The 19,738-nt window shown below is 34.3% G+C and carries 20 protein-coding genes and 2 pseudogenes; 18 read left to right on the top strand and 4 right to left on the bottom strand.

The features are described 5' to 3' along the window. Position 1: 1 nt before the first annotated feature. The 5 genes from ABH966_RS15125 (at position 2) to ABH966_RS15145 (ending at position 3,939) form a co-directional block, all read left to right on the top strand. Positions 2 to 619 (top strand): hypothetical protein, encoded by a 618-nt coding sequence (locus tag ABH966_RS15125; protein WP_370079732.1) that lies wholly within the window; start codon positions 2 to 4, stop codon positions 617 to 619. 104 nt (positions 620 to 723) lie between these two features. After that, positions 724 to 1,290, top strand: a complete 567-nt coding sequence (locus tag ABH966_RS15130; RefSeq protein WP_370079734.1) for an RHS repeat domain-containing protein — start codon at positions 724 to 726, stop codon at positions 1,288 to 1,290. A 30-nt stretch (positions 1,291 to 1,320) separates the two neighbouring features. Continuing rightward, positions 1,321 to 1,935 (top strand): RHS repeat domain-containing protein, encoded by a 615-nt coding sequence (locus tag ABH966_RS15135; RefSeq protein WP_370079736.1) that lies wholly within the window; start codon positions 1,321 to 1,323, stop codon positions 1,933 to 1,935. 157 nt (positions 1,936 to 2,092) lie between these two features. After that, positions 2,093 to 2,773, top strand: a complete 681-nt coding sequence (locus ABH966_RS15140; RefSeq protein WP_370079738.1) for a hypothetical protein — start codon at positions 2,093 to 2,095, stop codon at positions 2,771 to 2,773. A gap of 305 nt (positions 2,774 to 3,078) precedes the next feature. Further along, a complete protein-coding gene (locus ABH966_RS15145; RefSeq protein ID WP_483308139.1) occupies positions 3,079 to 3,939 on the top strand; it encodes an RHS repeat domain-containing protein in 861 nt (286 codons plus the stop codon). On the opposite strand, the pseudogene ABH966_RS15150 reads toward ABH966_RS15145, so the two are convergent. The 3 genes and pseudogenes from ABH966_RS15150 to ABH966_RS15160 form a co-directional block, all read right to left on the bottom strand. Continuing rightward, positions 3,885 to 4,814: pseudogene (locus ABH966_RS15150) on the bottom strand (IS66 family transposase); the annotation flags it as partial. The gene ABH966_RS15145 and the pseudogene ABH966_RS15150 sit on opposite strands and share 55 nt — an antisense overlap. A 65-nt stretch (positions 4,815 to 4,879) precedes the next feature. Continuing rightward, a complete protein-coding gene (gene tnpB / locus ABH966_RS15155; RefSeq protein ID WP_370079744.1) occupies positions 4,880 to 5,233 on the bottom strand; it encodes an IS66 family insertion sequence element accessory protein TnpB in 354 nt (117 codons plus the stop codon). Beyond that, on the bottom strand, positions 5,230 to 5,424 hold the full coding sequence (locus ABH966_RS15160) for a hypothetical protein (RefSeq protein WP_370079746.1): 195 nt from the start codon (positions 5,422 to 5,424) through the stop codon (positions 5,230 to 5,232). Before ABH966_RS15160 ends, tnpB begins: the two co-directional genes overlap by 4 nt. A gap of 45 nt (positions 5,425 to 5,469) precedes the next feature. On the opposite strand from ABH966_RS15160, the gene ABH966_RS15165 reads away from it, so the two are divergent. From ABH966_RS15165 to ABH966_RS15220, 12 genes are all read left to right on the top strand, one after another. Further along, complete coding sequence (locus ABH966_RS15165) at positions 5,470 to 6,423, top strand: RHS repeat domain-containing protein (RefSeq protein ID WP_370079748.1); 954 nt, start codon at positions 5,470 to 5,472, stop codon at positions 6,421 to 6,423. Beyond that, positions 6,408 to 7,400, top strand: coding sequence for a DUF5713 family protein (locus ABH966_RS15170; RefSeq protein ID WP_370079750.1), 993 nt, complete (start codon positions 6,408 to 6,410; stop codon positions 7,398 to 7,400). The genes ABH966_RS15165 and ABH966_RS15170 overlap by 16 nt, the downstream gene beginning before the upstream one ends. Positions 7,401 to 8,089: 689 nt before the next feature. Next, positions 8,090 to 10,330, top strand: coding sequence for an RHS repeat domain-containing protein (locus ABH966_RS15175; protein WP_427447857.1), 2,241 nt, complete (start codon positions 8,090 to 8,092; stop codon positions 10,328 to 10,330). After that, positions 10,321 to 11,262: a hypothetical protein gene (locus ABH966_RS15180; RefSeq protein ID WP_370079751.1), complete on the top strand. Its 942-nt coding sequence runs from the start codon at positions 10,321 to 10,323 to the stop codon at positions 11,260 to 11,262. The genes ABH966_RS15175 and ABH966_RS15180 overlap by 10 nt, the downstream gene beginning before the upstream one ends. Before the next feature lie 602 nt (positions 11,263 to 11,864). Continuing rightward, positions 11,865 to 12,311 carry a contact-dependent growth inhibition system immunity protein gene (locus ABH966_RS15185; protein ID WP_370079753.1) on the top strand — a complete coding sequence of 149 codons (447 nt, stop codon included), beginning with the start codon at positions 11,865 to 11,867 and terminating at the stop codon, positions 12,309 to 12,311. Positions 12,312 to 12,527: 216 nt separating this feature from the next. After that, complete coding sequence (locus ABH966_RS15190; protein WP_370079755.1) at positions 12,528 to 12,965, top strand: SMI1/KNR4 family protein; 438 nt, start codon at positions 12,528 to 12,530, stop codon at positions 12,963 to 12,965. A 174-nt stretch (positions 12,966 to 13,139) separates the two neighbouring features. Beyond that, a complete protein-coding gene (gene imm45, locus ABH966_RS15195) occupies positions 13,140 to 13,469 on the top strand; it encodes an Imm45 family immunity protein (protein ID WP_370079757.1) in 330 nt (109 codons plus the stop codon). A gap of 885 nt (positions 13,470 to 14,354) precedes the next feature. Next, the gene (locus ABH966_RS15200; RefSeq protein WP_370079759.1) at positions 14,355 to 15,119 is read left to right on the top strand and encodes a macro domain-containing protein; all 765 of its coding nucleotides are present in this window, start codon (positions 14,355 to 14,357) and stop codon (positions 15,117 to 15,119) included. Positions 15,120 to 15,201: 82 nt separating this feature from the next. Next, the gene (locus tag ABH966_RS15205; RefSeq protein WP_370079761.1) at positions 15,202 to 15,627 is read left to right on the top strand and encodes a hypothetical protein; all 426 of its coding nucleotides are present in this window, start codon (positions 15,202 to 15,204) and stop codon (positions 15,625 to 15,627) included. Positions 15,628 to 15,964: 337 nt separating this feature from the next. Next, positions 15,965 to 16,411, top strand: coding sequence for a hypothetical protein (locus tag ABH966_RS15210; protein WP_370079762.1), 447 nt, complete (start codon positions 15,965 to 15,967; stop codon positions 16,409 to 16,411). 158 nt (positions 16,412 to 16,569) lie between these two features. Further along, on the top strand, positions 16,570 to 17,070 hold the full coding sequence (locus ABH966_RS15215) for a CPCC family cysteine-rich protein (RefSeq protein ID WP_370079764.1): 501 nt from the start codon (positions 16,570 to 16,572) through the stop codon (positions 17,068 to 17,070). A gap of 124 nt (positions 17,071 to 17,194) precedes the next feature. Next, positions 17,195 to 17,515, top strand: coding sequence for a hypothetical protein (locus ABH966_RS15220; RefSeq protein ID WP_370079766.1), 321 nt, complete (start codon positions 17,195 to 17,197; stop codon positions 17,513 to 17,515). 251 nt (positions 17,516 to 17,766) lie between these two features. Here the strand turns inward: ABH966_RS15220 and ABH966_RS15225 are convergent. Next, positions 17,767 to 18,355 (bottom strand): annotated as a pseudogene (locus ABH966_RS15225) (IS66 family transposase); the annotation flags it as partial. A 166-nt stretch (positions 18,356 to 18,521) separates the two neighbouring features. On the opposite strand from ABH966_RS15225, the gene ABH966_RS15230 reads away from it, so the two are divergent. Then, the gene (locus ABH966_RS15230; RefSeq protein ID WP_323646460.1) at positions 18,522 to 19,418 is read left to right on the top strand and encodes a DegV family protein; all 897 of its coding nucleotides are present in this window, start codon (positions 18,522 to 18,524) and stop codon (positions 19,416 to 19,418) included. The last annotated feature ends 320 nt before the right edge of the window (positions 19,419 to 19,738 follow it).

Genomic DNA, 19,738 nt, shown 5'->3' on the forward strand with positions numbered 1-19,738 from the left:
AATGAAAGAAAAAACAGATATTCTAAGTATAATAATTTACTATTATAGAGATGAAGAAAGAATGAAAAATCTTTGGTTAAATAAAAAAGAGTTTTCAAAAACACTCTCTCTAGTCATGGAAGTTGAGTATGATACCCCATCAAAAACGATGATACAAAGTTGTGCTGAGTATTTTATAAACTTTACTAGTGTTTTTTTAATAAAAAAAAGCTCTGATTTTATAAACTTATTTTCTGAGATAAATGACATTAATAAACGTATTTCGTTTATGAGAAAATTTTTTATAAATGATCTTGTTTCTGATAAGATTATTTTCAGTTTTTTAAATGATATAGAAATGATAAAAAGTGTAGGTCCTTACAGAGAATGGATAGAATTACCTATTATTATAAGGGCAAGGAAAATTATCACAACATCTAACGATAATGAAGTATCTGTAGATAAAATTATTCCATTAGATTTAGATTTAGATAATAGTTTTCAAGAATATTTATTATCTTGGGCTTTTGAAGAAAAAAAGTTATCTAAAGAAGGTAAAGAATATTTTAGAAAAAACTTTGAAAAAAAGTATAAACAATTATGTTTTATTATGGAACATAATTATCCAGATATAAAATAAGAATGCTTTAGACTAATGACTTCCTTGGTCAACACTTTTCCAACCACTTGCATAGTCTCGAACAAGTTATCTATATAATACTTTAAATCCCCATCTACATAAGGATGGGGATTATTTGGTTCTTACTTTGCAAATGGCAGTATGACGTTACAGGTAGACCAACACACCACAGAATAAGTAGTCAAAACCGCGAAACACGAAGACGCGTGTATAATTGGGACGCCAATCATCGCTTACGAAGCATGGTAAACGAGTTAACAGGTGTAAAAGTTACCTATGGTTACGATGAATTCAGTAACCTCGTTTGGTCCAATCAAGGCGGTCAATTTGACTTCTTACAACGTAGTGTCGATGATATTGGTAATTTGTATGAAACGAAAGAAAAGACAGATCGTGTCTACGGCGCCGGTGGCAGATTACTTGAAACGAGAGAGGCAACATTCTCTTATGATGATGAAGGGAATCTGATTCAGAAAGTTGAGAAGAATGGTGATACGTGGAAGTACGAGTACTATGGCAATGGCATGATGTCGAAGGTCATCAAACCAGACAACACAGAAGTTACTTTCAAGTATGACTCGCTAGGTAGACGAATAGAGAAAAGTTCTGACGAAAAAACAATGAGTTTCGTGTGGGATGGGAATACTATTCTACATGAGTATTTCTCGTAGGATAATTCAGATAAATTTGAAAATCTAGAGGTGGATTCTTCACAGAACAAGTCTGAAATACCTGACAATCTAGTAACATGGGTGTTTAATGATGGGTTCATTCCTTCTGCTAAAATTACGAATGAAGGTAACTACAGTATTATTAGTGACTATCTAGGAACGCCTGTAGAAGCCTATGATAAAGAAGGTAAAAAGATTTGGTCGGCTGAGCTTGATATTTATGGACGAGTGATGGAGTTCACGGGTGAGCAGGATTTCATTCCGTTTAGGTATCAGGGGCAGTATGAGGACATAGAAATCGGATTAAATTACAATAGATTCCGATACTACTCGCCAGGTGAGGGGATATATTTACAACAAGATCCTATTGGGCTTGCAGGGAATAATCCTACTTTATATGGGTATGTGAAAGACACAAATACTTGGATAGATCCTTTTGGTTTGAAAGGTAAGCTATCTAAAAGTGAACAAGCACGAAATTTCGCAGCATACAAAAAGACCCGGGGTGGAACAGAGACTTTGGCAATGATTGGAGACCAAAGAATTAGTACAGAGTATCATCACATGTTTATTACACAGCGTATACAAAGGAGATATAATTTGCCGGATTGGCTAGTAAATAACAGATTAATGTGTGGAAATTGAATACTATACAACATTCTATAATTGATAGATATAGATTTAAATTTCTAAAAAAATGGATTAAACCAGATGTTGGATGGTTTGAAAAATATAACTGGTTTACTAAGTTCCCATCAAAGAAATGTAGGTAAATTATAAGAACGAGTTAGGAGTGATTAAATTGTTTGGTTTTTTTCGTAAAAAAAAATCTTTTGAAATTGAAGTTGACTGGTTTAATAAAAGGCTGATAGCAGTTTTAGAAAAACTACCAAGTAAATATTCAATTTATTTAAAACAAATAAAGGAAGGAATTTTACAAGGCATTTTTCCGGTAACTGGATATTTAGATAATTATATTGGAGTTTCATTTCATAGAGAAGTTGTGAAAAAATATGAAAAAAAAGGTGAAAAAAGTTTTTCTATTACAGGTGTTAAAATATTTAATAAAAATATGAGCAAAGATGTAAATCTTGAGATTTTTTTTAACAACGGAGTAATTGCAGGCGTCTCCTCTGATGTTGAATTAATCCAATTTGATTTAGACCTAAGTAAAATAAATATTGACTTTGTTAAAGTAAAAGAAAAAGAAATAGAAGGAACCATAAAAAGGAAATTGTTATCTTGGGGAATTCGAAACTTTAATGAGAGTGAAGTATTTGAGGTTAAAGTAGAAGACCGTAGAATGTTACACTTAAGGGATTTATCTGATGGTGATTTCTTGGCTATTGAAGATGGTGATTTCTATATAATCAGTATTTCTCTTAAAGAAGTATTAAAGATTTCATCAGCACATTATGAAAATGTTAAGATGAATTTATTTGATTTATCAGAGGACGATATATACTCATATATTCAAGAATAAGAAATTTATAACATGAGTTATTTGCTTAGATCAGCATTGCCAGCAAAAGATGCAGAATAAAGCTATTTATAAAGATTCCAAAACATGTGTAAAGAGGAGTAATAGTTCTTTCTTTACATATGTTTTCCTGTTTAGAAGTGGAACTGTTTCTTCAGTGTGCTTACTCCTTGCTCTATGATGAATTAGGCAATTGTTCAAAGATTACGAGTAGCTTAGGTGCAAAAATCGATGTCGCTCGTAATGAAATGGGGAATGTGTCACAAATCACGGCTTCTCGTTTAGAGCAGGAAAATTGGACAGCATCAATGCAGTACAATGAACTCGGTCAAGAGATTGAGATAATCTTACCGGGAGATGTCATTAGCAAATGGCAGTATGATGTAGCAGGTAGACCAACACATCATCGAATAAGTAGCCAAAACCGCGATACAAGAAGACGCGCGTATAATTGGGACGTCAACCATCGATTACGAAGCATGGTCAACGAGTTAACAGGTGTAAAAGTTACCTATGGTTACGATGAATTCAGTAACCTCGTTTGGTCCAATCAAGGCGGTCAATTTGACTTCTTACACAGCAATGTCGATGATATCGGGAATTTGTATGAAACGAAAGAAAAGACAGATCGTGTCTATGGTGCCGGAAGTCGATTGCTTGATACGAGCGAGGCAACATTCTCTTATGATGAAGAAGGTAATCTCGTTCAGAAAGTTGAGAAGAACGGTGATACGTGGAAGTACGAATATAACGGAAATGGGATGATGTCGAAGGTCGTCAAACCAGACAACACAGAAGTTACTTTCAAGTATGACTCGCTAGGTAGACGAATAGAGAAGTGTTCTGACGAGAAAACAATGAGTTTCGTATGGGATGGAAATACTATACTACATGAGTATTTCTCGGAGGAAGATTCATGTGAAGTTGAAAACCTAGGGGAGTGTTCTTCACAGAGTAAATCTGAAATACCAGTCAATTTAGTAACATGGGTGTTTAATGATGGTTTCGTACCTTCAGCTAAAATCACGAATGAAAGTAATTACAGTATCATTAGTGACTATCTAGGAACGCCTGTTGAAGCCTATGATGATGAAGGTAATAGGGTTTGGTCAGGAAAACCAGCTGTAAAGTCTTCTAATACAGAACGGCTTCTCGATAAAGCGCTTTGAAAAAGAACGATGATCGGTCCTTGACTTGGCACGCTTCGGAACACCCAATTATAGGCGTTCGATTGACCGGATTTTCCGTCTGAACGTTTGATTATTTGCGCATAGGTTTCATCTACATGCAGAACAGATTTTGCTGTTAATGTCTGCTTCATCTGTTCATATACCGGTAGAAGCCAATCTTCAGCTGCACGGATCACCCAGTTTGATAAGTTCTTATCATTCGTAAGCAGGCCATATCGTTCCCACTCCTTTACCTGACGGTAAAGAGGCAAGTATTGGATGAACTTATCATAGATAAGTTTTGCTAGAACGGTAGGTCCCGCGATGCTTCGCTGAATGGCAGCTTGTGGGGCTTTCCCACGTTTCATTTGTGCTTTTTGTGTGGCATCCATTTTGCAGTGCTTGCACTCGTAGGCATGTTCAATATGCTGAATGCGCATCATTTTTGCCGGAATGAATTTTGCTTCTTCACGCGCAATAGTTGTACCGGCTTCGGTCATTGGGCCAAGGCAACAGTCGCATTGTGTATTGATGGGATGATGGTGAATTTCTTCTATTTCAATCCCATCATGAAAAGAATCATTCCGTTTTTTCTTATGTAGTTTACGGACAACGGTATAGGTAACAGTTGGCGTGCTTTGTTCTTCTGTGTGCTCAGATTCGTTAAAAGATGGATCGTCATCGAATAAAGAGCCTTGCCCGTCTGGTGCTTGATACTTTGATTTTTCTGATTTAGAGCCGTATAAAGCTTTTGTTAATTGGCGAACTTGTTCTGTTAGCACTTCAATTTGTTTCGATAAATCTTTGTTTTGGTTTTTCATATACGCAAGTTGTTCTTCAAGAAGTTGAATCACTTTTTCGTTAGAAGTGCTCATCAAATCATTCACCACATTTCGTTCAATATAAGTTATGGTTGATTATACCATTATAGAAAGTAAATTTAAAAGACACCTTTTGCAGATTTCGCAATTGCCTTTGGCTGCTGAAGAGATAAACCTTCTAAAAGCCAGCGAAGTTCCTTTTGTGAAAGGTTTCGTACTTCCTTTTCATCTTTTGGCCATTGCAGTTTGCCATTATCTAATCGTTTATAAAGTATGGCGAAGCCATCTCCATCAAAATACAAACATTTATATCGGTCTTTACTCGTTCCAGAAAATAAGAAGATGGAATCACTATATGGATCAAGTTTAAAAGCATCCTGAATGAGTGTTGCGAGACCGTCAATACCTTTACGCATATCGGTCTTACCGCAAATAATGTAGATGTTCTGCACGCTCGTAAAATCTTGCTTCATTGATTATTCAACTCCTTCAGAATCGTTTGGATGATGCGCTCATCTACGCCATTAAAGAAGGAAATTTCAGCACTAGTTGTTTTAATGATGCAGCTCGGCTCAGGAGAATTTTGTAGTGAAGTTGTTGATGATGAGTTGTCAGTGATCGGATCTAGTGTCACAGGGACAATTGTTAGTTTGGTAGTTGACATAAAGAAGCACCTCCTCTAATTTTTGATACATTTATCGTACCGGAGGTGACTGTTTGTTTATATGCGTTATTTGATTACGGGCTTACAATTGAAAAGAGTTCAAACGAAAAAAGAACGAAATTCGTTTGGGATGGGAATACTATCCTACATGAGTATTTCTCGAAGGGAGATTCAGATGAATTAAAAGAGGAGTGTTCTTCACGGAACAACTCAGAAATACCAGACAATTTAGTTACATGGGTGTTTAATGATGGGTTCGTACCTTCAGCTAAAATCACGAATGAAGGTAATTACAGCATTATTAGTGACTATCTAGGAACGCCTTTTGAAGCCTATGACGAACATGGAAAGCAAATTTGGTCAGCTGAGCTTGATATTTATGGACGAGTGGTGGAGTTTACTGGTGAGCAGGATTTCGTTCCGTTTAGGTATCAGGGGCAGTATGAGGACATGGAGATCGGATTATATTACAACAGATTCCGATACTACGACCCAGAACAAGGGAATTATACTCAAATTGACCCGATTGGACTTGCTGATGGAAATCCAACATTATATGCATACGTTTTTGATCCGAATATTTGGATAGATCCATTTGGACTAAATGTAAGTACAGGTGCTGGGAGAACACATATTACTTATGAAGGTATAAGAAATGGCAAAAGCTATACAGGTTATGCAAGTATACCAGGAACAGGAAAAACTGCGCAAGAAGTTCTGGATTATCGTTATCCCGGAGGATATGATCCTGCAAATCCGAAAGTACCGGATTACCAACCTAAAGTTGTATATCGAGGCGATGATATTAACGGTAAAAACACCGCTCGTGGACTGGAACAATATGGATTCGAGGAAAACGTTAAAAAATATGGAAGAGATCAAGTTGATAATAAGCAAAATCCTGTAGGGAAAAATAATCTTAAAAGAGACAAGTATAAAGAAGCGGCAGATGCGGAATTGAAAAAACGAGCGAATATTTCAGTTTGCAAAAAAAGGTAAGAAAGGGTGTTGATATGTTAAAAAGGTTTAGCTGGAAGAAAAACGATATTCATTCAATACAATTAAAAGAAGATTTATACATCATTGCTCAATTATTAGAAAACCCATATGTTGCTTTTTTTAATATCACGAGTGAAAGTAATAATTTTAATGAGAAGCCGTTTGACTTAAATAATTTGAAACCATTTGGAGTATGTATGGTTTTAAAAGGTTTTTTTAAAACATCATCGATGGGAAAGGTAGCAAAAAATATTAGTCCTAATTTGAAAGTTCCAATCCCAGAGCTTTTCATTAGTAGTGACAGAGCACAGTGGGGGAATCGGTCTGATTATAGCGATAACCAACTGATTTATAACTTGGTGAAAATAGATCCAAAAATTGGTGATCAAGGTATTATGGGTAATGAGATTATTCATTATAACATTGATAGAAACGATTCAAACATTTTAAATGACTATGAATTTGTTGGATTTAATACTGGATACCAACTACTACGTCGATTAATTATATCGATAGATAATAATAAGTGGATTGATCCATTAAAGGAGCAACAGTTGATTGGTGAAGATAAGTATCCATTGAAAACTGTTGAAGAAATGTGGCAAGCTGGAGTTCCGAAGTTTGGAGTAGAGGCTAAAAATGAGAACCAACAAAGAGAACAAGGAACTAAAATTAATTATTTAATTAATATGTATAACGATCCATTTTATCCAGAATTTTTAGTAGATAAAGTAAAGGAATGTGTTCTGCAAGTTGTTCGATTTATAGAAAAAGGGGAACATGAAGTAGATAAGATTCAAAGTAAACTTGATGAAATGACAATGGCTATTAACGGTTTGGTAGGTGAGTTTGAACAAAATAATAGTGAAATAGAGACTGTTGCAAGAGATTCTATTGCTAATACAGTAGAATCGATTTTACAATATTTTAAGATAGGTATTGATGTTGAGGATGCCCTTAGGGAAAGAGATTGGTAGTAGCTAATTTGCACACGAAACTTTCTTTTATTTCGATATGAAAACAATATGCATATGTAAAAACAGAACTGTTAAAGACTATTCAGAATACTTACCAATTTGATGAGCCAGTCTAGTTACTTATATCCCGAAACACATGTGATAAAAGTAATCGTTAATGCGCATATTTATAAATCCAATCCTACAAGCTCTAGAATATCTTCTCTTTACCATGTTTATGAGGAAAATGGTTTAGGTTACTATATTTCAGTTGCACCACCCAATAATTGGTATGTTAGAGTTGGTGAGTTGCAAAATAATAGAATAAAAAAATATCAATGTTTACTACAAGTTGGTATAAACAACCGGATTCCAGTATTTACTATGATAACAGTTCCATTTTATCGAAAATATTGATTGTAAGTTTTGATACCTTTCGATGCACAAAGAGGTTCCACGCTAACATTTTTCTTTTCTTTAGATAAAAAAGTTCGGTATTTTTTCTTGAATAAAAGGAAAAATTAATGAAAGTATCTAGACTTGCAACAAGTCTTTAAGTTCTTCAAAATGATTTGAAGCTTAATTTAAAAAGGGCAATAAATCCAGTTAAAAGGATTTTATTGCCCTTTTGTTCTTTCGTAATAATACCTAAATGTTGATTTATATCCATCTAAAGCTTAGCCTATGATGCTGATCTGAACTTAAGTCAAATGACATTGCCAGACGGGACAAGTTCGACATGGGCATATGACCGTAGTGGTAACTGCACAACAACGACCAATCCGCTAGGGGCTACTGAGAAGTTCCGATATGATAACTTGAATCGTCTTGTACGTGCAAATCTATCAGATGGTAACGACGTTCAATTAAAGTACAATGCATATGACGATGTCGTTTTTGCAAAAGATAACCATACGCAAGTAGCCTTTGATTACACCATTCTTGGCAGTTTAATATCCCGAGAACAAGGTGGGAAGAAAGTCAAATTCACCTATGATACAGAGGAGCAGTTAAACACTGTCATCAATGAAAAAGGCGAAGCGTACCAGTTTGAACGCGATACGAAAGGCAATATCATCAAGGAAATCGGCTTTGATGAGATAGAAAGAACGTATGAGCGAAGTCTGGCTGGATTGGTTCAGAGAATTCAACGTCCAGGTGATCGTTTTACAGCGTATCAGCATGATAATCTAGGAAATGTCATTCGAGTTGATTATTATGATGACACATGGGAAACGTTTGGTTATGACAAAAATGGTTCGTTAATTGAGACTGAAAATGAGCATGTGATTATAAAGCTGGAACGCGACTCATCTGGGCAAGTAATCAAGGAGTGGCAAAATGACCATTGGATTGCGAGTAGCTATGACGAATTAGGAAACCGTTCACAGATTACGAGTAGCCTGGGTGCAAAAATCGATGTCGCTCGTAATGAGATGGGAAATGTGTCACAAATCACAGCCTCTCGCTCAGAGCAAGCACATTGGACAGCGTCAATGCAGTACAATGAACTCGGTCAAGAGATTGAGCGGATCTTACCAGGAGATGTCATCAACAAGTGGCAGTATGATGTAGCTGGTAGACCAACGCACCATCGAATAAGTAGCCAAAATCGAGATACACGAAGACGCGTGTATAATTGGGACGTCAATCATCGATTACGAAGCATGGTCAACGAGTTAACGGGTGTAAAAGTTACCTATGGCTACGATGAATTCAGTAACCTCGTCTGGTCCAATCAAGGCGGTCAATTTGACTTCTTACACCGAAGTGTCGATGATGTCGGGAATTTGTATGAAACGAAAGAAAAGACAGATCGTGTTTATGGTACCGGAAGCAGATTACTTGAAACGAAAGAGGCAACCTTCTCTTATGATGATGAAGGTAATCTGATTGAGAAAGTTGAGAAGAATGGTGATACTTGGAAGTACGAGTACTATGGTAATGGCATGATGTCGAAGGTCATCAAGCCTAACAACACAGAAGTTACTTTCAAGTATGACTCGCTAGGTAGACGAATAGAGAAGAGTTCCGACGAAAAGATAATGAAATTTGTATGGGATGGGAATATTATTCTGCATGAGTATTTCTCGCAGAATGATTCAGATAAATTTGAAGATCTAGAGGAATATTCTTCACTGAAAAAGTCTGAAATACCTGATAATCTAGTCACATGGGTGTTTAATGATGGGTTTGTACCTTCAGCTAAAATCACGAATGATGGTAACTACAGTATTATTTGTGACTATCTAGGAACGCCTGTAGAAGCCTATGATGAAGAAGGTAATTCGGTTTGGTCGGCTGAGCTTGATATTTATGGACGAGTGATGGAGTTCACGGGTGAGCAGGATTTCATTCCGTTTAGGTATCAGGGACAGTATGAGGACATGGAGATCGGATTATATTACAACAGATTCCGATACTACTCTCCAAGTGAGGGAATGTATTTACAACAAGATCCTATTGGGCTTGCTGGTGGGAATCCGACTTTGTATGGATATGTAAGTAATCCAAATATTCAATTCGATCCTCTTGGTTTATTTACGGCGGGTCAAGTAATGAATTTTGGTAATAAAAATTTAGGTGATTGGGGAGAAAAAATCACTTCTAAATACCTAAGTAGCAACGGATTTAATGTTTTAGGCTCGGTACAAAATAAATCAAACCAAGGCTTTGATCTAGTTGCAATAGATCGTGCAACAGGTGAACTCAATGTTATAGAAGTCAAATCAAGTAGAAGAGGTTATAGTTCTAAATCAAATATGCCTACATGGACAAAAAATAATATTCAAAAAATAATAAAAAATGAAAACGGACACTGGGGTAATATGCCGAAGTATCAAAATGATTTAATGAGACAACTTAGAAATGCACAAACTCAAGGTACTTTAAAATATAAATTGGTACAAATAAATGTTGATAAAAGGAGAATTAAGATTAAGTGCAAATAAAACCGCAATTTAAACATAATCTGATTAAAAAAGCACTGAAGAGATATAGATATGATGAGGTTATTAATCAGTGTGATACTAAAGAAAATTTCTATGAAGACTATTCCTTTTTCTCTGAAAAAAGGAATTTGAAGAAAAATACTAATGTTGTTTATGAAACTTTATCTGGAACGCCTAATTGTAACCATATTGCTGCTAAAAATCTTCTTTTTCAAGGTAATGATGAATGCTGGAAATTCTTTGAACGTACTGCACAATTCGATGCTTACTCATATACAGGTGCTAGTTTTCCTTTAATTGATCCAATTGCACCAATATTAAATTATGCGTTGTATGTGGAAAGAATAGATTTAATAGAACTACTATTAACAAAAGCTGCTGCTGATTTAGTAAGAGATGAGTATAAGAATAATAAGGAATACATTAAGCAAAAGGTATACCCAAGTACGTATTTGATACATTACTTAATTGAGAAACTAGGGATACCGAATCCTATAAAAGATAAGGTCATGCAATACGGTGATGGATTAGGTATCTATGAGCGAATTGTAGCTGAGTGGGATCATTCATTCAATGAAATTGAGGATGAGTATTGGGATAGCTTATGTGAGTATCATTTAAATGGAATCGGTGTTACGGGAACTAAATGGAAAGATGAGGAGTTTCTATATTTTGGTCTTGTACCTATGGAACTAATTAATCTATTTAAAGTGAGACAAAAGTTAGGATTAGGTGTCCCTGTAATTAAACATGAGCTGTTTTCAACGCCTATGGCTGTCTATCCCATGATTCCTACTGGTTATAGTTCAGAGCTAGACGTAAAGTTTCAACTTGTTGAGAGAACTAAGAAAGAGGCAAAGATATATACATTTGAAGAAATAGCGGAGCAATTAAAAAAAGAGCATGGGGAAAATGCTGATCTATTTTACTAAACTTCTCAACTGCGTTCTATAGAGTAGTCAGTGTAATAAAAAGGAAGTGCCTTACTGCGGCAATCAGATGACTTGTAAACATTATATACGGCATGATGAAGCACAAAAACAGCCTATGAATTACCGATAATAAAGAGGGAGAAGTAGTTTAAATATGGTTTAAGTTGATTATTTTTTATTAAGGGATTTTAAAATTACAACATTGGGTACGGGTGATCGTTGCAGGTTATTCCCAAGCGTTGATGATTTATTAGATGTTGCAAAAATTAAAATCACCTAGTCAGAGGGCTACTTTGAATCAACGGGAAAGAACATACACACATATAACCTAAATGGATTTAAAAGGAGCACAGAGGGACTTAGTTGGTGACCCTATTCCAAAACCGGAGGCTATTATGATCATGCTCAAGAAGTTTCTGACGCATATTAAGGTTTTGTTGATTTTGAATCGAAGTTGGGAAGGGATGGTTAAAAATCCTAATTTAGATAATGAATTTCGACATCTAAGTTGAATGAGGTAAACGCTTCGATGAAAAAAATTGAAGATATGTTTGCCCCCATGTTGGAGTGTATCCACCTAAATAGTGATTGGAGTAATGTATATGATTAATAGAAAAATGACATTAAAAGGGTTTTTGACTAATGAAGAATATGAAGGTGTAGTACAAAATGCAACTCAATATTCGGATATGTCACTTCCTGTATGGTACTTAGAAATTACTGGGAAACGTCTGTGTGAGTTATCAAACTTTGATTTGATTCGTTGTATTAGACAAGATGTTTTTATTGATTTAGCAACGTTTGAAATTATTGAAAGGATTGATGAACAGAACACACCTTTCTATGCTGATATTGATTCAATGGAATTGATGGAAAAATTGTCATCCATTAGTTCGAAAATGCTCTCAGCACATAAGAGTAAATTAGATAGAATGATTGTAAATGTTGAAGAGAACAACTTAATAGATTTAGCGGATGTTTGGATGTTCGATGAACAGAAGGGAACGTATCAGGGCTATATCAATATAATAAAAAATAAAATTAAATAATATTTTGGTGGGACACCCTAGTGCCGAATGAATCTATCATTCAATCAATAACACATATAACCCATGTAATACCTGTCAAGTTTGGTGCAGTAATTAATTGGAAATCAGGACAAGCTAGAACAAGGAAAATTCTATAATCAAATGATTGTAAAATATAAAAATGGTGTGTTTACATAGCTGGATGACGGGGCTAAATAAAAAAGGAGTTAAAGAAAAATGAGAGAAGAACTGATGAAAAGAATAGAATGTTTTCTTGAAAATCATCCTGAATTAAAAGGAATACCTGCCACGCTTAAAGAGATTGCGAAAGCAGAGGAAGAACTTCAAATAAAGCTAGATGATGATTATAAAGAATTTATTAAGCGATTTGGAGGCAGTTATGCAGGAATAGCAATTCATGCCTTTTCTAATGGTTCATCCATAGGTAATGAAACTATTATTAATTTGACGAATTGGTGCAGAGAATCATTTGAAGGAGATGAGTTTTCTCCTGAAATTAACAAAAGCTTAATTTTTTCTGATGATGGTTCAGGTAATCCAATAGCAATAAATGCTAATGGTGAAGTCGTAATATACTACCACGACTCAGGAGATAAAGAAGTATTATCGAAATCTTTTGGAAATTTCGTTGAGGAGAATTTTGCTGAATGGTAATTTATGAATTACTCCCAAGCAGTTAAATTAAATTTCGGATAACTTTATCCACTAATGAAATAGCCAGTTAATAATTATCCAAAAACATATGTATGAAGCTGTTAAAAGCCTACCTTACATGAGTTTACTTGCCTGCTGATACTTCTGGAAAACATAATTTAAGGTGTGGTTAATATGAAGAATATAAAATTGATTGACTTAAAAGAAAATATAGAACGCGGAGCAATACTAAGATGTAAGGGGAAATATCCCTATGAAGATTATGTAGATTTTATGGTTGTTGAGCAACAAAAACAGTACTCATTATTAGTTGCATCTGGATATAAAGCTGGCTTAACTTTTGTACATTTACCTCAAGAGTCAATTCCAAAAGATAATGAGGGATATGCAATAGATATTAAGTGGCTGAAATTAAATTGGAATAAGTGGGGATACATTGACTGTCCAATTGATGAAGTACACATTATATACAAAGACTCCCCTAACCATTTTTATGATATTTAAAAACCACATTAATCGCAAGATGTTTGTAGTCTTCATGGTTGGTGCTAGCATTTACATTTGTAGTTATTACGTATGGTTTTAAAAAAGAGCCATATGGATTATAGGGTACATAAAGATGATCCCGTTCATCGAGCAAATAAAATGGCAAAAGGAGCAAAAGAGGCTTTAGTGGAAGGAGGAATACCTAACAGTGCTATTACCTGTACGGGTTGAATTTTATGAAAGATAGTTTAAAGCAGTTTCTTGAATATGATGATTCTGATGAGGAGTTAGCATATTACATTAGAATGAATGCAGAGTGAAATGAAGAATCATTTATAAAAATGCAACAGTTGGTTAGGAAAGTTATAGAGGACTATTCAGATGATGATTATTATAATAAAACCTTTGTATATTATTGCGTGGAAATTATTAGAATAATAATAGGTACGATTTCACGTGAAGAATTCTGTAATACGTGGCCTGAGTGTTTTACACAAGAAAGTTATAAAGATTTTATAGCAGAGAGAATTGAGCAATTAAAGTTACTTCAGAAAGATTTATTTTATTAGGATGTTGTAGTAAAAGTAATGCCCCCCTGTATTAAAGGAATCAGCAATTGATTATAAACTATTTAAGATATTGCCGACCTGGAATAGGGAAACGTAGACTGAAATTATAGCGAAAGAAGTTTTGTTTCGGGTGAGGCGTTGTAGGAATTTTTCTGTTCGATCCTAAGAAGATTCGAACATTTACCCTGGGTGTTTAAATTAGCTGCAAATATTTATGTTGATGTTTGAAAACTAAAATAGCGTATCTTTTTTGATGTTGCAGCTTTAAATGTTCGTGAACCTAGATTAGGGATTTTATTATTGAATTTAGATATTCTGAAAGAGGTGGACATTAGTGGAGGAAAAGATTGAAAGCTTATTATACTACAAATGCGATAATATTGATTTTGCAAAAGGTAACGGACAATTATTTACAGAATTTGAGAATGGAGTTGCAACTAGGCAGATCAATATAATCAATAACGATATGTATATTTCTTCATCGTTGAACGATTGGAACGAAAATATTGGATTTTTATTGTACGATGGACATATCGATAGTTTAGACTTAAGTGATAGTATACCTATTACTAGATTAGAATTTGAAGGTAAGTGGAAAGAGGGAATTTTAGATCATGTTAACAAATCACAAATAAGTTACTTAAAAGGTGATGCTTCTCTTCCTTTAGAACAAAATACACTAATCATTCATGTTGTTAACCTATTAGGATTATGGGGAAAAGGCTTTGTTCTATCTCTATCAAAGCAATTCCCGCTTGCAAAAAAAGAATATCTAAAATGGTCTAATGACAAAGAAACATTTAGGTTAGGAGAAGTTCAGTTTGTATGTGTAGATCAACAGAAAACAATTTTTATTGCAAATATGCTTGCGCAAAAAGGTGTGAGAAAAAATTATAAAGATAGTACAACTTATATTGATTACGATGCACTTCGTTTATGTTTAAAAGAAGTTGCAAGATTTTCATTAATACATAGATTATCTATACAGATGCCTAAAATTGGTTCAGGGTTAGCAGGCGGGGACTGGAGAGAGATTGAAAAAATAATAAATGAGGAACTGATTTATAATAAAATTAAATTTAGTGTTTTTGAATTGTAATAAATAAAGAATATTAAAAACGTATGGGTATCTACGGAACAGCCGGTAGGATGTTGCTTTAGGTAAAGAAATGGAGGGCATAATGAGAACCAGATTAATAGAAACAACTGTTGGTGTAATAGATGCTAGAGATGCGTTGATTTTAAAAAAGCTCATTATGGATCGATTTCCAAGAGAAGTTGAACTTTCGTTAAATTTATCAACTGCGTTGGCATCAAATATTTCTACAGAAGAACGATGCATTGATATTTCTTTCATTTTTAAAAATGTAGTCAAGTTTGGACTTTGTGGTCTTGATTACTTTAACGAAAATTTATTGGATACATGTTTTTGTGAAGTGATTGATTCCGACTTTTTGAATCAGCAAAAGACATTAGTTGAAAAGGGGTTTAAGCATTATTTTCTTGAATGTTACGATGAGGTTATTGAAGTTGTGGCTCAAGAATACAATCTTATTTTGCCAGATGGACTTAGAATAGCTGATGAAAAAATGGATAAAAGCGTATAATTTTATAAACCACTACAATTATTTAACAAGAGCACAGAAATCTACAACATAGAAATGTGTAGCTTTGTAGGAAATTTTAAAACACATGTAAAGGGTATTATTCCATGGACATGTGTTTTTTCGTGTTTTGATTAACTGGGTTTATTCCTCCTTATCTCGGAACGATTACAGAAATAATTGTTAAATTATATATTAAGGTAAGCGTTTGTTTGAGCGCTTTTGAACAAGTATCTTGATTATGTAAGGTCGGGTGAATCGATTGCAAAGAATAAAGATGGTTCTGGTCTTGTTAAGAATGTAACAAGTTGTCTAGGTGAAAAAACGGGAGGTTTTAAGAATGTTAACTTTAAAGTCATTAAATTTTATATTCAAAATATCTACTACTGATTTAGAGTTGGTATATACAGAATCGGGTGGCGTGAGAATTGAAGTTGGTGCTATACCATTAAAGAGCATAGATAAAGAAAAATGTGTTAACATAGAAATTATTTTTTCAATTGTAGCCGAAGTTAAATGTGTAACGCTAAATTTCGATGAATCCAATTATAATGGTTTTTGTATTTCTAAGGAATCATCAAGTGGAAATCACTTGGAGAATGATGAAGAGATACTTCATCAGCCAGATTCAGGATTTTATGAAGTGATAGATTCTAAACATTTACAGGAAAATATAAAGAAGTACGACCCCAGAAATAGGTTGAATTTGAAACATTATATTGTTAAGGGATATGATAGCTATATTGAATTAATAGCATCGACGTATTCTGTCAACGAGCTAAATTGATTTGTATTATAGCCCTGCCGAATACGAACCAAATCTGACAGGATTGGTTCAGAAAATTCATCGTAAGGTAATCGTGGATACTTGTAAGGCATGTTAAAGATAGAAAAATTCTAAAGCACTGAAAAAACAGGATTATCCTTATCGGAGGTTAAAATTAAATGCACAAGTTAAGTAGGAACTTTGCGCTTAAATGTTATTCTATTAATAAAATATCAAGTTTATCTGAAAACGAAATAAAAGATAGACTTTGTGCTGATTACTTAGATGATAACGGAAATTCAATTGAATACAGTGATTTATACTCTGATGAAGTACAAAATTTTTTAATTAACTTCTATTGCGAAAAAATATTTGCTGGTGTTTCAAATGAATTTTTAGAAAAATTTATTAAAGACTGTTTCAAAGAAAATTATACTGTTATAGGCAAAGAAAAGGAATTATACAAATGTCACTGCTGTGGGTACTTAACATTAGAATCTAGAGGTGAGTATGATGTTTGCCCAGTATGTTTTTGGGAGGATGATGGCAAATCAGAAGCCTCTCAAGACAATTATAGTTATGCCAATGCTTCAACACTAAGAAACTACAGAGAGAGCAAACTCAAAGAAATTAATACAAATATAATTCCTTTTAAGAAAGGTTACGAGAATTCACAGTAGTTTCTCGCTGTAACTGAGGTTTCTATTTAGAAGCATTTTGAATGTTATTCCTATATAGTAACACCGGAGCAATATAAGCAGGAGTTGTCTAAAGTAAAAACAGAATGTACAAGGTGATAATAAAATGGAAATTAAACTAAATGGTTTTCAAGTATTTTTCGATTATGATTTAGATGACGAATTAGTTCAATTTGAAATGCAATCAAAAGGTTATTTATATGGTACTATTTTAAAAATAAATAATGAAAATGAATTCCAGATCAACTTTTATGATTCTACAAGGTTTAAGCAAGATGTAGATGATGAATTAAAAATGTATAGCTTCTTTTATGAGGAAAATGTTGTACTAGTAGATAAAATCACCAAAGAGAAACTATTATCCGCTATTAATGATGTATTTTTGAGGGGAGTCTATAAAAAAATGATTCCAGTTACTCGGAAATAACAGAAAATTTAAATTAAACTGTTTAGCTATAGTTACACCTTATAAAAAAATTAAAAAGCAGGGCTACTTGTTTCAAGATGAAACTTAAAAGCATGTAAAGAAAAGTATTTAAGTCCTTCTTTACATGTGTTTTTTTAGAAATAGAAATGTATTATCTCGTATGTTGTGAGCCCGAAATACAAAAAATATGCGCATCTTTCCGGACCGCACAACGAATGTCCATCTATCTGAAATTTTTTTCGAATAGATGGCTATTTTGCACATGTGGCTTGGATATTTTTCGACCAAGGCATGTATTTATTTAAAATTTGGGGTTGCTGATGGATCGGTAAATTCGGCAGCTCCATCCTTAGTTTAACTAAATATTGATAGAAATCGATACCATTCGCTTTTGCTGTTTCAGCCAGACTCAAGCAGTGCATTCGCTTTAGCACCAGCTTCACTCACAGAAAAACGCCAGTTCTTTCGGCCAATCACATTAGGACGAATCGGATTTTCAACTGGATTATTATCAATTCCAATCCGACCATCGAACAGAGAAACTTTTAACCTATGTACACGATTTAATGTATTTTTGGAAACTTTATCTAAGGTGTTTTTTCCGAAGAATGGCGATTTATCTACCCATTCCTGAAACTTTTCGACAATCGGTTTTGATTGCTTTTGCTGTGCTTTACGACGCTTTCCTGGTGAGAGATGCTTATATTGCCGTTCTAAGCGATACAGTTGATCACAGTAATCCAAGCCGATTTTCCCATTTTTGCTATCGGCTTTCAGCCAATAACGTCGTATATGCGCCCAACAATTAGCGAATGAAATATTAGATAGCTTACCGTATGCTTATAAAATGCTATTTTTATCGCAATTATTGTCGAAATAATGTCGAAGATTGTAAAAAATAAATACAGTATTATAAATATCACTACTCATGATGATCTTATCTGTGTATAGTTGCATAAGATAAAATGAATAATATTCTACGATAGATGAAGGGGATTACTTTTAAATGGGAAAGAAAATTGCATGGGTTACAGATACAGCAGCATTGTTAGATGAAAAGTTCATACAGGACAATCAAATTCACGTATTACCACTTAATATAGTGTTCGAAGAAGGGGCTTTACGCGAAACTGTTGATATGACACATGATCAGTTTTACGAAAAGCTACGAAATGCTAAAAAAAATCCAAAGACATCACAACCTGCTATTGGTGAAGTTGTAGACTTATATAAATCATTAAAAGAACAAGGGTATACATGTGCAATTGCAATTCATACCTCTCAACATCTTTCGGGCACTTATCAAAGCACTTTCACAGCAGCTGGTCAAGCTGAATTTGAAGTATATCCAGTGGATTCAAAAATCGGGTCATTTCCGATGATGAAAATGATTAAACTCGGTCAGCAGTTAGAGCGTGAAGGTTTTGAACCTGGCTATATTGTTGAAAGAATCAATGAGATGGCAGATAACAGTGAGCTTTCATTTATTCCGGCTAACTTATCACAATTACATAAAAGTGGTCGAGTTTCAGGGACTCAAGCATTTTTAAGTAACTTGTTGAATATTAAAGTTGTCATATCATTTGAAGATGGGAAGCCCGTTATGAAAGAAAAAGTACGCGCTACGACTAGAGCTAAAACATATGTACAAAATGTTTTAAATACAGATCTAGAAAAAAGTATTATCCCTGAAGTTGCAATTATTCACTGTAATGATGAAGAAGGCGCAACCGCTTGGAAAAAAGCTTTAGAGAACGAATATCCGCTCATAAACTTCTCCGTATTACCACTAAGTGCTTGTGTAGCGGTTCATGCAGGTGAAGGAACGCTTGGTTTAAGTTGGGTACGTCTACCAGAGCTTGCACCACTTAAGAAAAAGAAAGCTGAATTAGTTACTATATAAAGAGTTGTCAGTGATCGGATCTAGTGTCACAGGGACAATTGTTAGTTTGGTAGTTGACATAAAGAAGCACCTCCTCTAATTGATACATTTATCGTACCGGAGATGCCTGGTTATTTATATGCGTTATTTGATTACGGGCTTACCGTATGTTTTTCTCTAATGATACATAAGAGTAGTTAATCGCTGTGATCAATGAAAAAGGCGAAGCGCATTAGTTTGAACATGATACGAAAAGGTAGATCATCAAGGAAATCGGTTTTCATGAGATTGAAAGAACGTATGAGCGAAGTTAGGCTAGATTGATTCAGAGAAATCAACGT

Origin of the sequence: Lysinibacillus sp. RC46 (genome assembly GCF_041262385.1) — a bacterium.
Lineage (GTDB): Bacteria > Bacillota > Bacilli > Bacillales_A > Planococcaceae > Lysinibacillus.

What these genes read in the sequence shown, in the direction of transcription:
- ABH966_RS15160 (WP_370079746.1), bottom strand. Translation starts at nt 5,424, where the DNA reads ATGTCAACTACCAAACTAACAATTGTCCCTGTGACACTAGATCCGATC.
- ABH966_RS15125 (WP_370079732.1), top strand. Translation starts at nt 2, where the DNA reads ATGAAAGAAAAAACAGATATTCTAAGTATAATAATTTACTATTATAGA.
- imm45 (WP_370079757.1), top strand. Translation starts at nt 13,140, where the DNA reads ATGAAGAATATAAAATTGATTGACTTAAAAGAAAATATAGAACGCGGA.
- ABH966_RS15215 (WP_370079764.1), top strand. Translation starts at nt 16,570, where the DNA reads ATGCACAAGTTAAGTAGGAACTTTGCGCTTAAATGTTATTCTATTAAT.
- ABH966_RS15220 (WP_370079766.1), top strand. Translation starts at nt 17,195, where the DNA reads ATGGAAATTAAACTAAATGGTTTTCAAGTATTTTTCGATTATGATTTA.
- ABH966_RS15130 (WP_370079734.1), top strand. Translation starts at nt 724, where the DNA reads ATGGGGATTATTTGGTTCTTACTTTGCAAATGGCAGTATGACGTTACA.
- ABH966_RS15205 (WP_370079761.1), top strand. Translation starts at nt 15,202, where the DNA reads ATGAGAACCAGATTAATAGAAACAACTGTTGGTGTAATAGATGCTAGA.
- ABH966_RS15175 (WP_427447857.1), top strand. Translation starts at nt 8,090, where the DNA reads ATGACATTGCCAGACGGGACAAGTTCGACATGGGCATATGACCGTAGT.
- ABH966_RS15185 (WP_370079753.1), top strand. Translation starts at nt 11,865, where the DNA reads ATGATTAATAGAAAAATGACATTAAAAGGGTTTTTGACTAATGAAGAA.
- tnpB (WP_370079744.1), bottom strand. Translation starts at nt 5,233, where the DNA reads ATGAAGCAAGATTTTACGAGCGTGCAGAACATCTACATTATTTGCGGT.
- ABH966_RS15210 (WP_370079762.1), top strand. Translation starts at nt 15,965, where the DNA reads ATGTTAACTTTAAAGTCATTAAATTTTATATTCAAAATATCTACTACT.
- ABH966_RS15145 (WP_483308139.1), top strand. Translation starts at nt 3,079, where the DNA reads ATGCAGTACAATGAACTCGGTCAAGAGATTGAGATAATCTTACCGGGA.
- ABH966_RS15190 (WP_370079755.1), top strand. Translation starts at nt 12,528, where the DNA reads ATGAGAGAAGAACTGATGAAAAGAATAGAATGTTTTCTTGAAAATCAT.
- ABH966_RS15230 (WP_323646460.1), top strand. Translation starts at nt 18,522, where the DNA reads ATGGGAAAGAAAATTGCATGGGTTACAGATACAGCAGCATTGTTAGAT.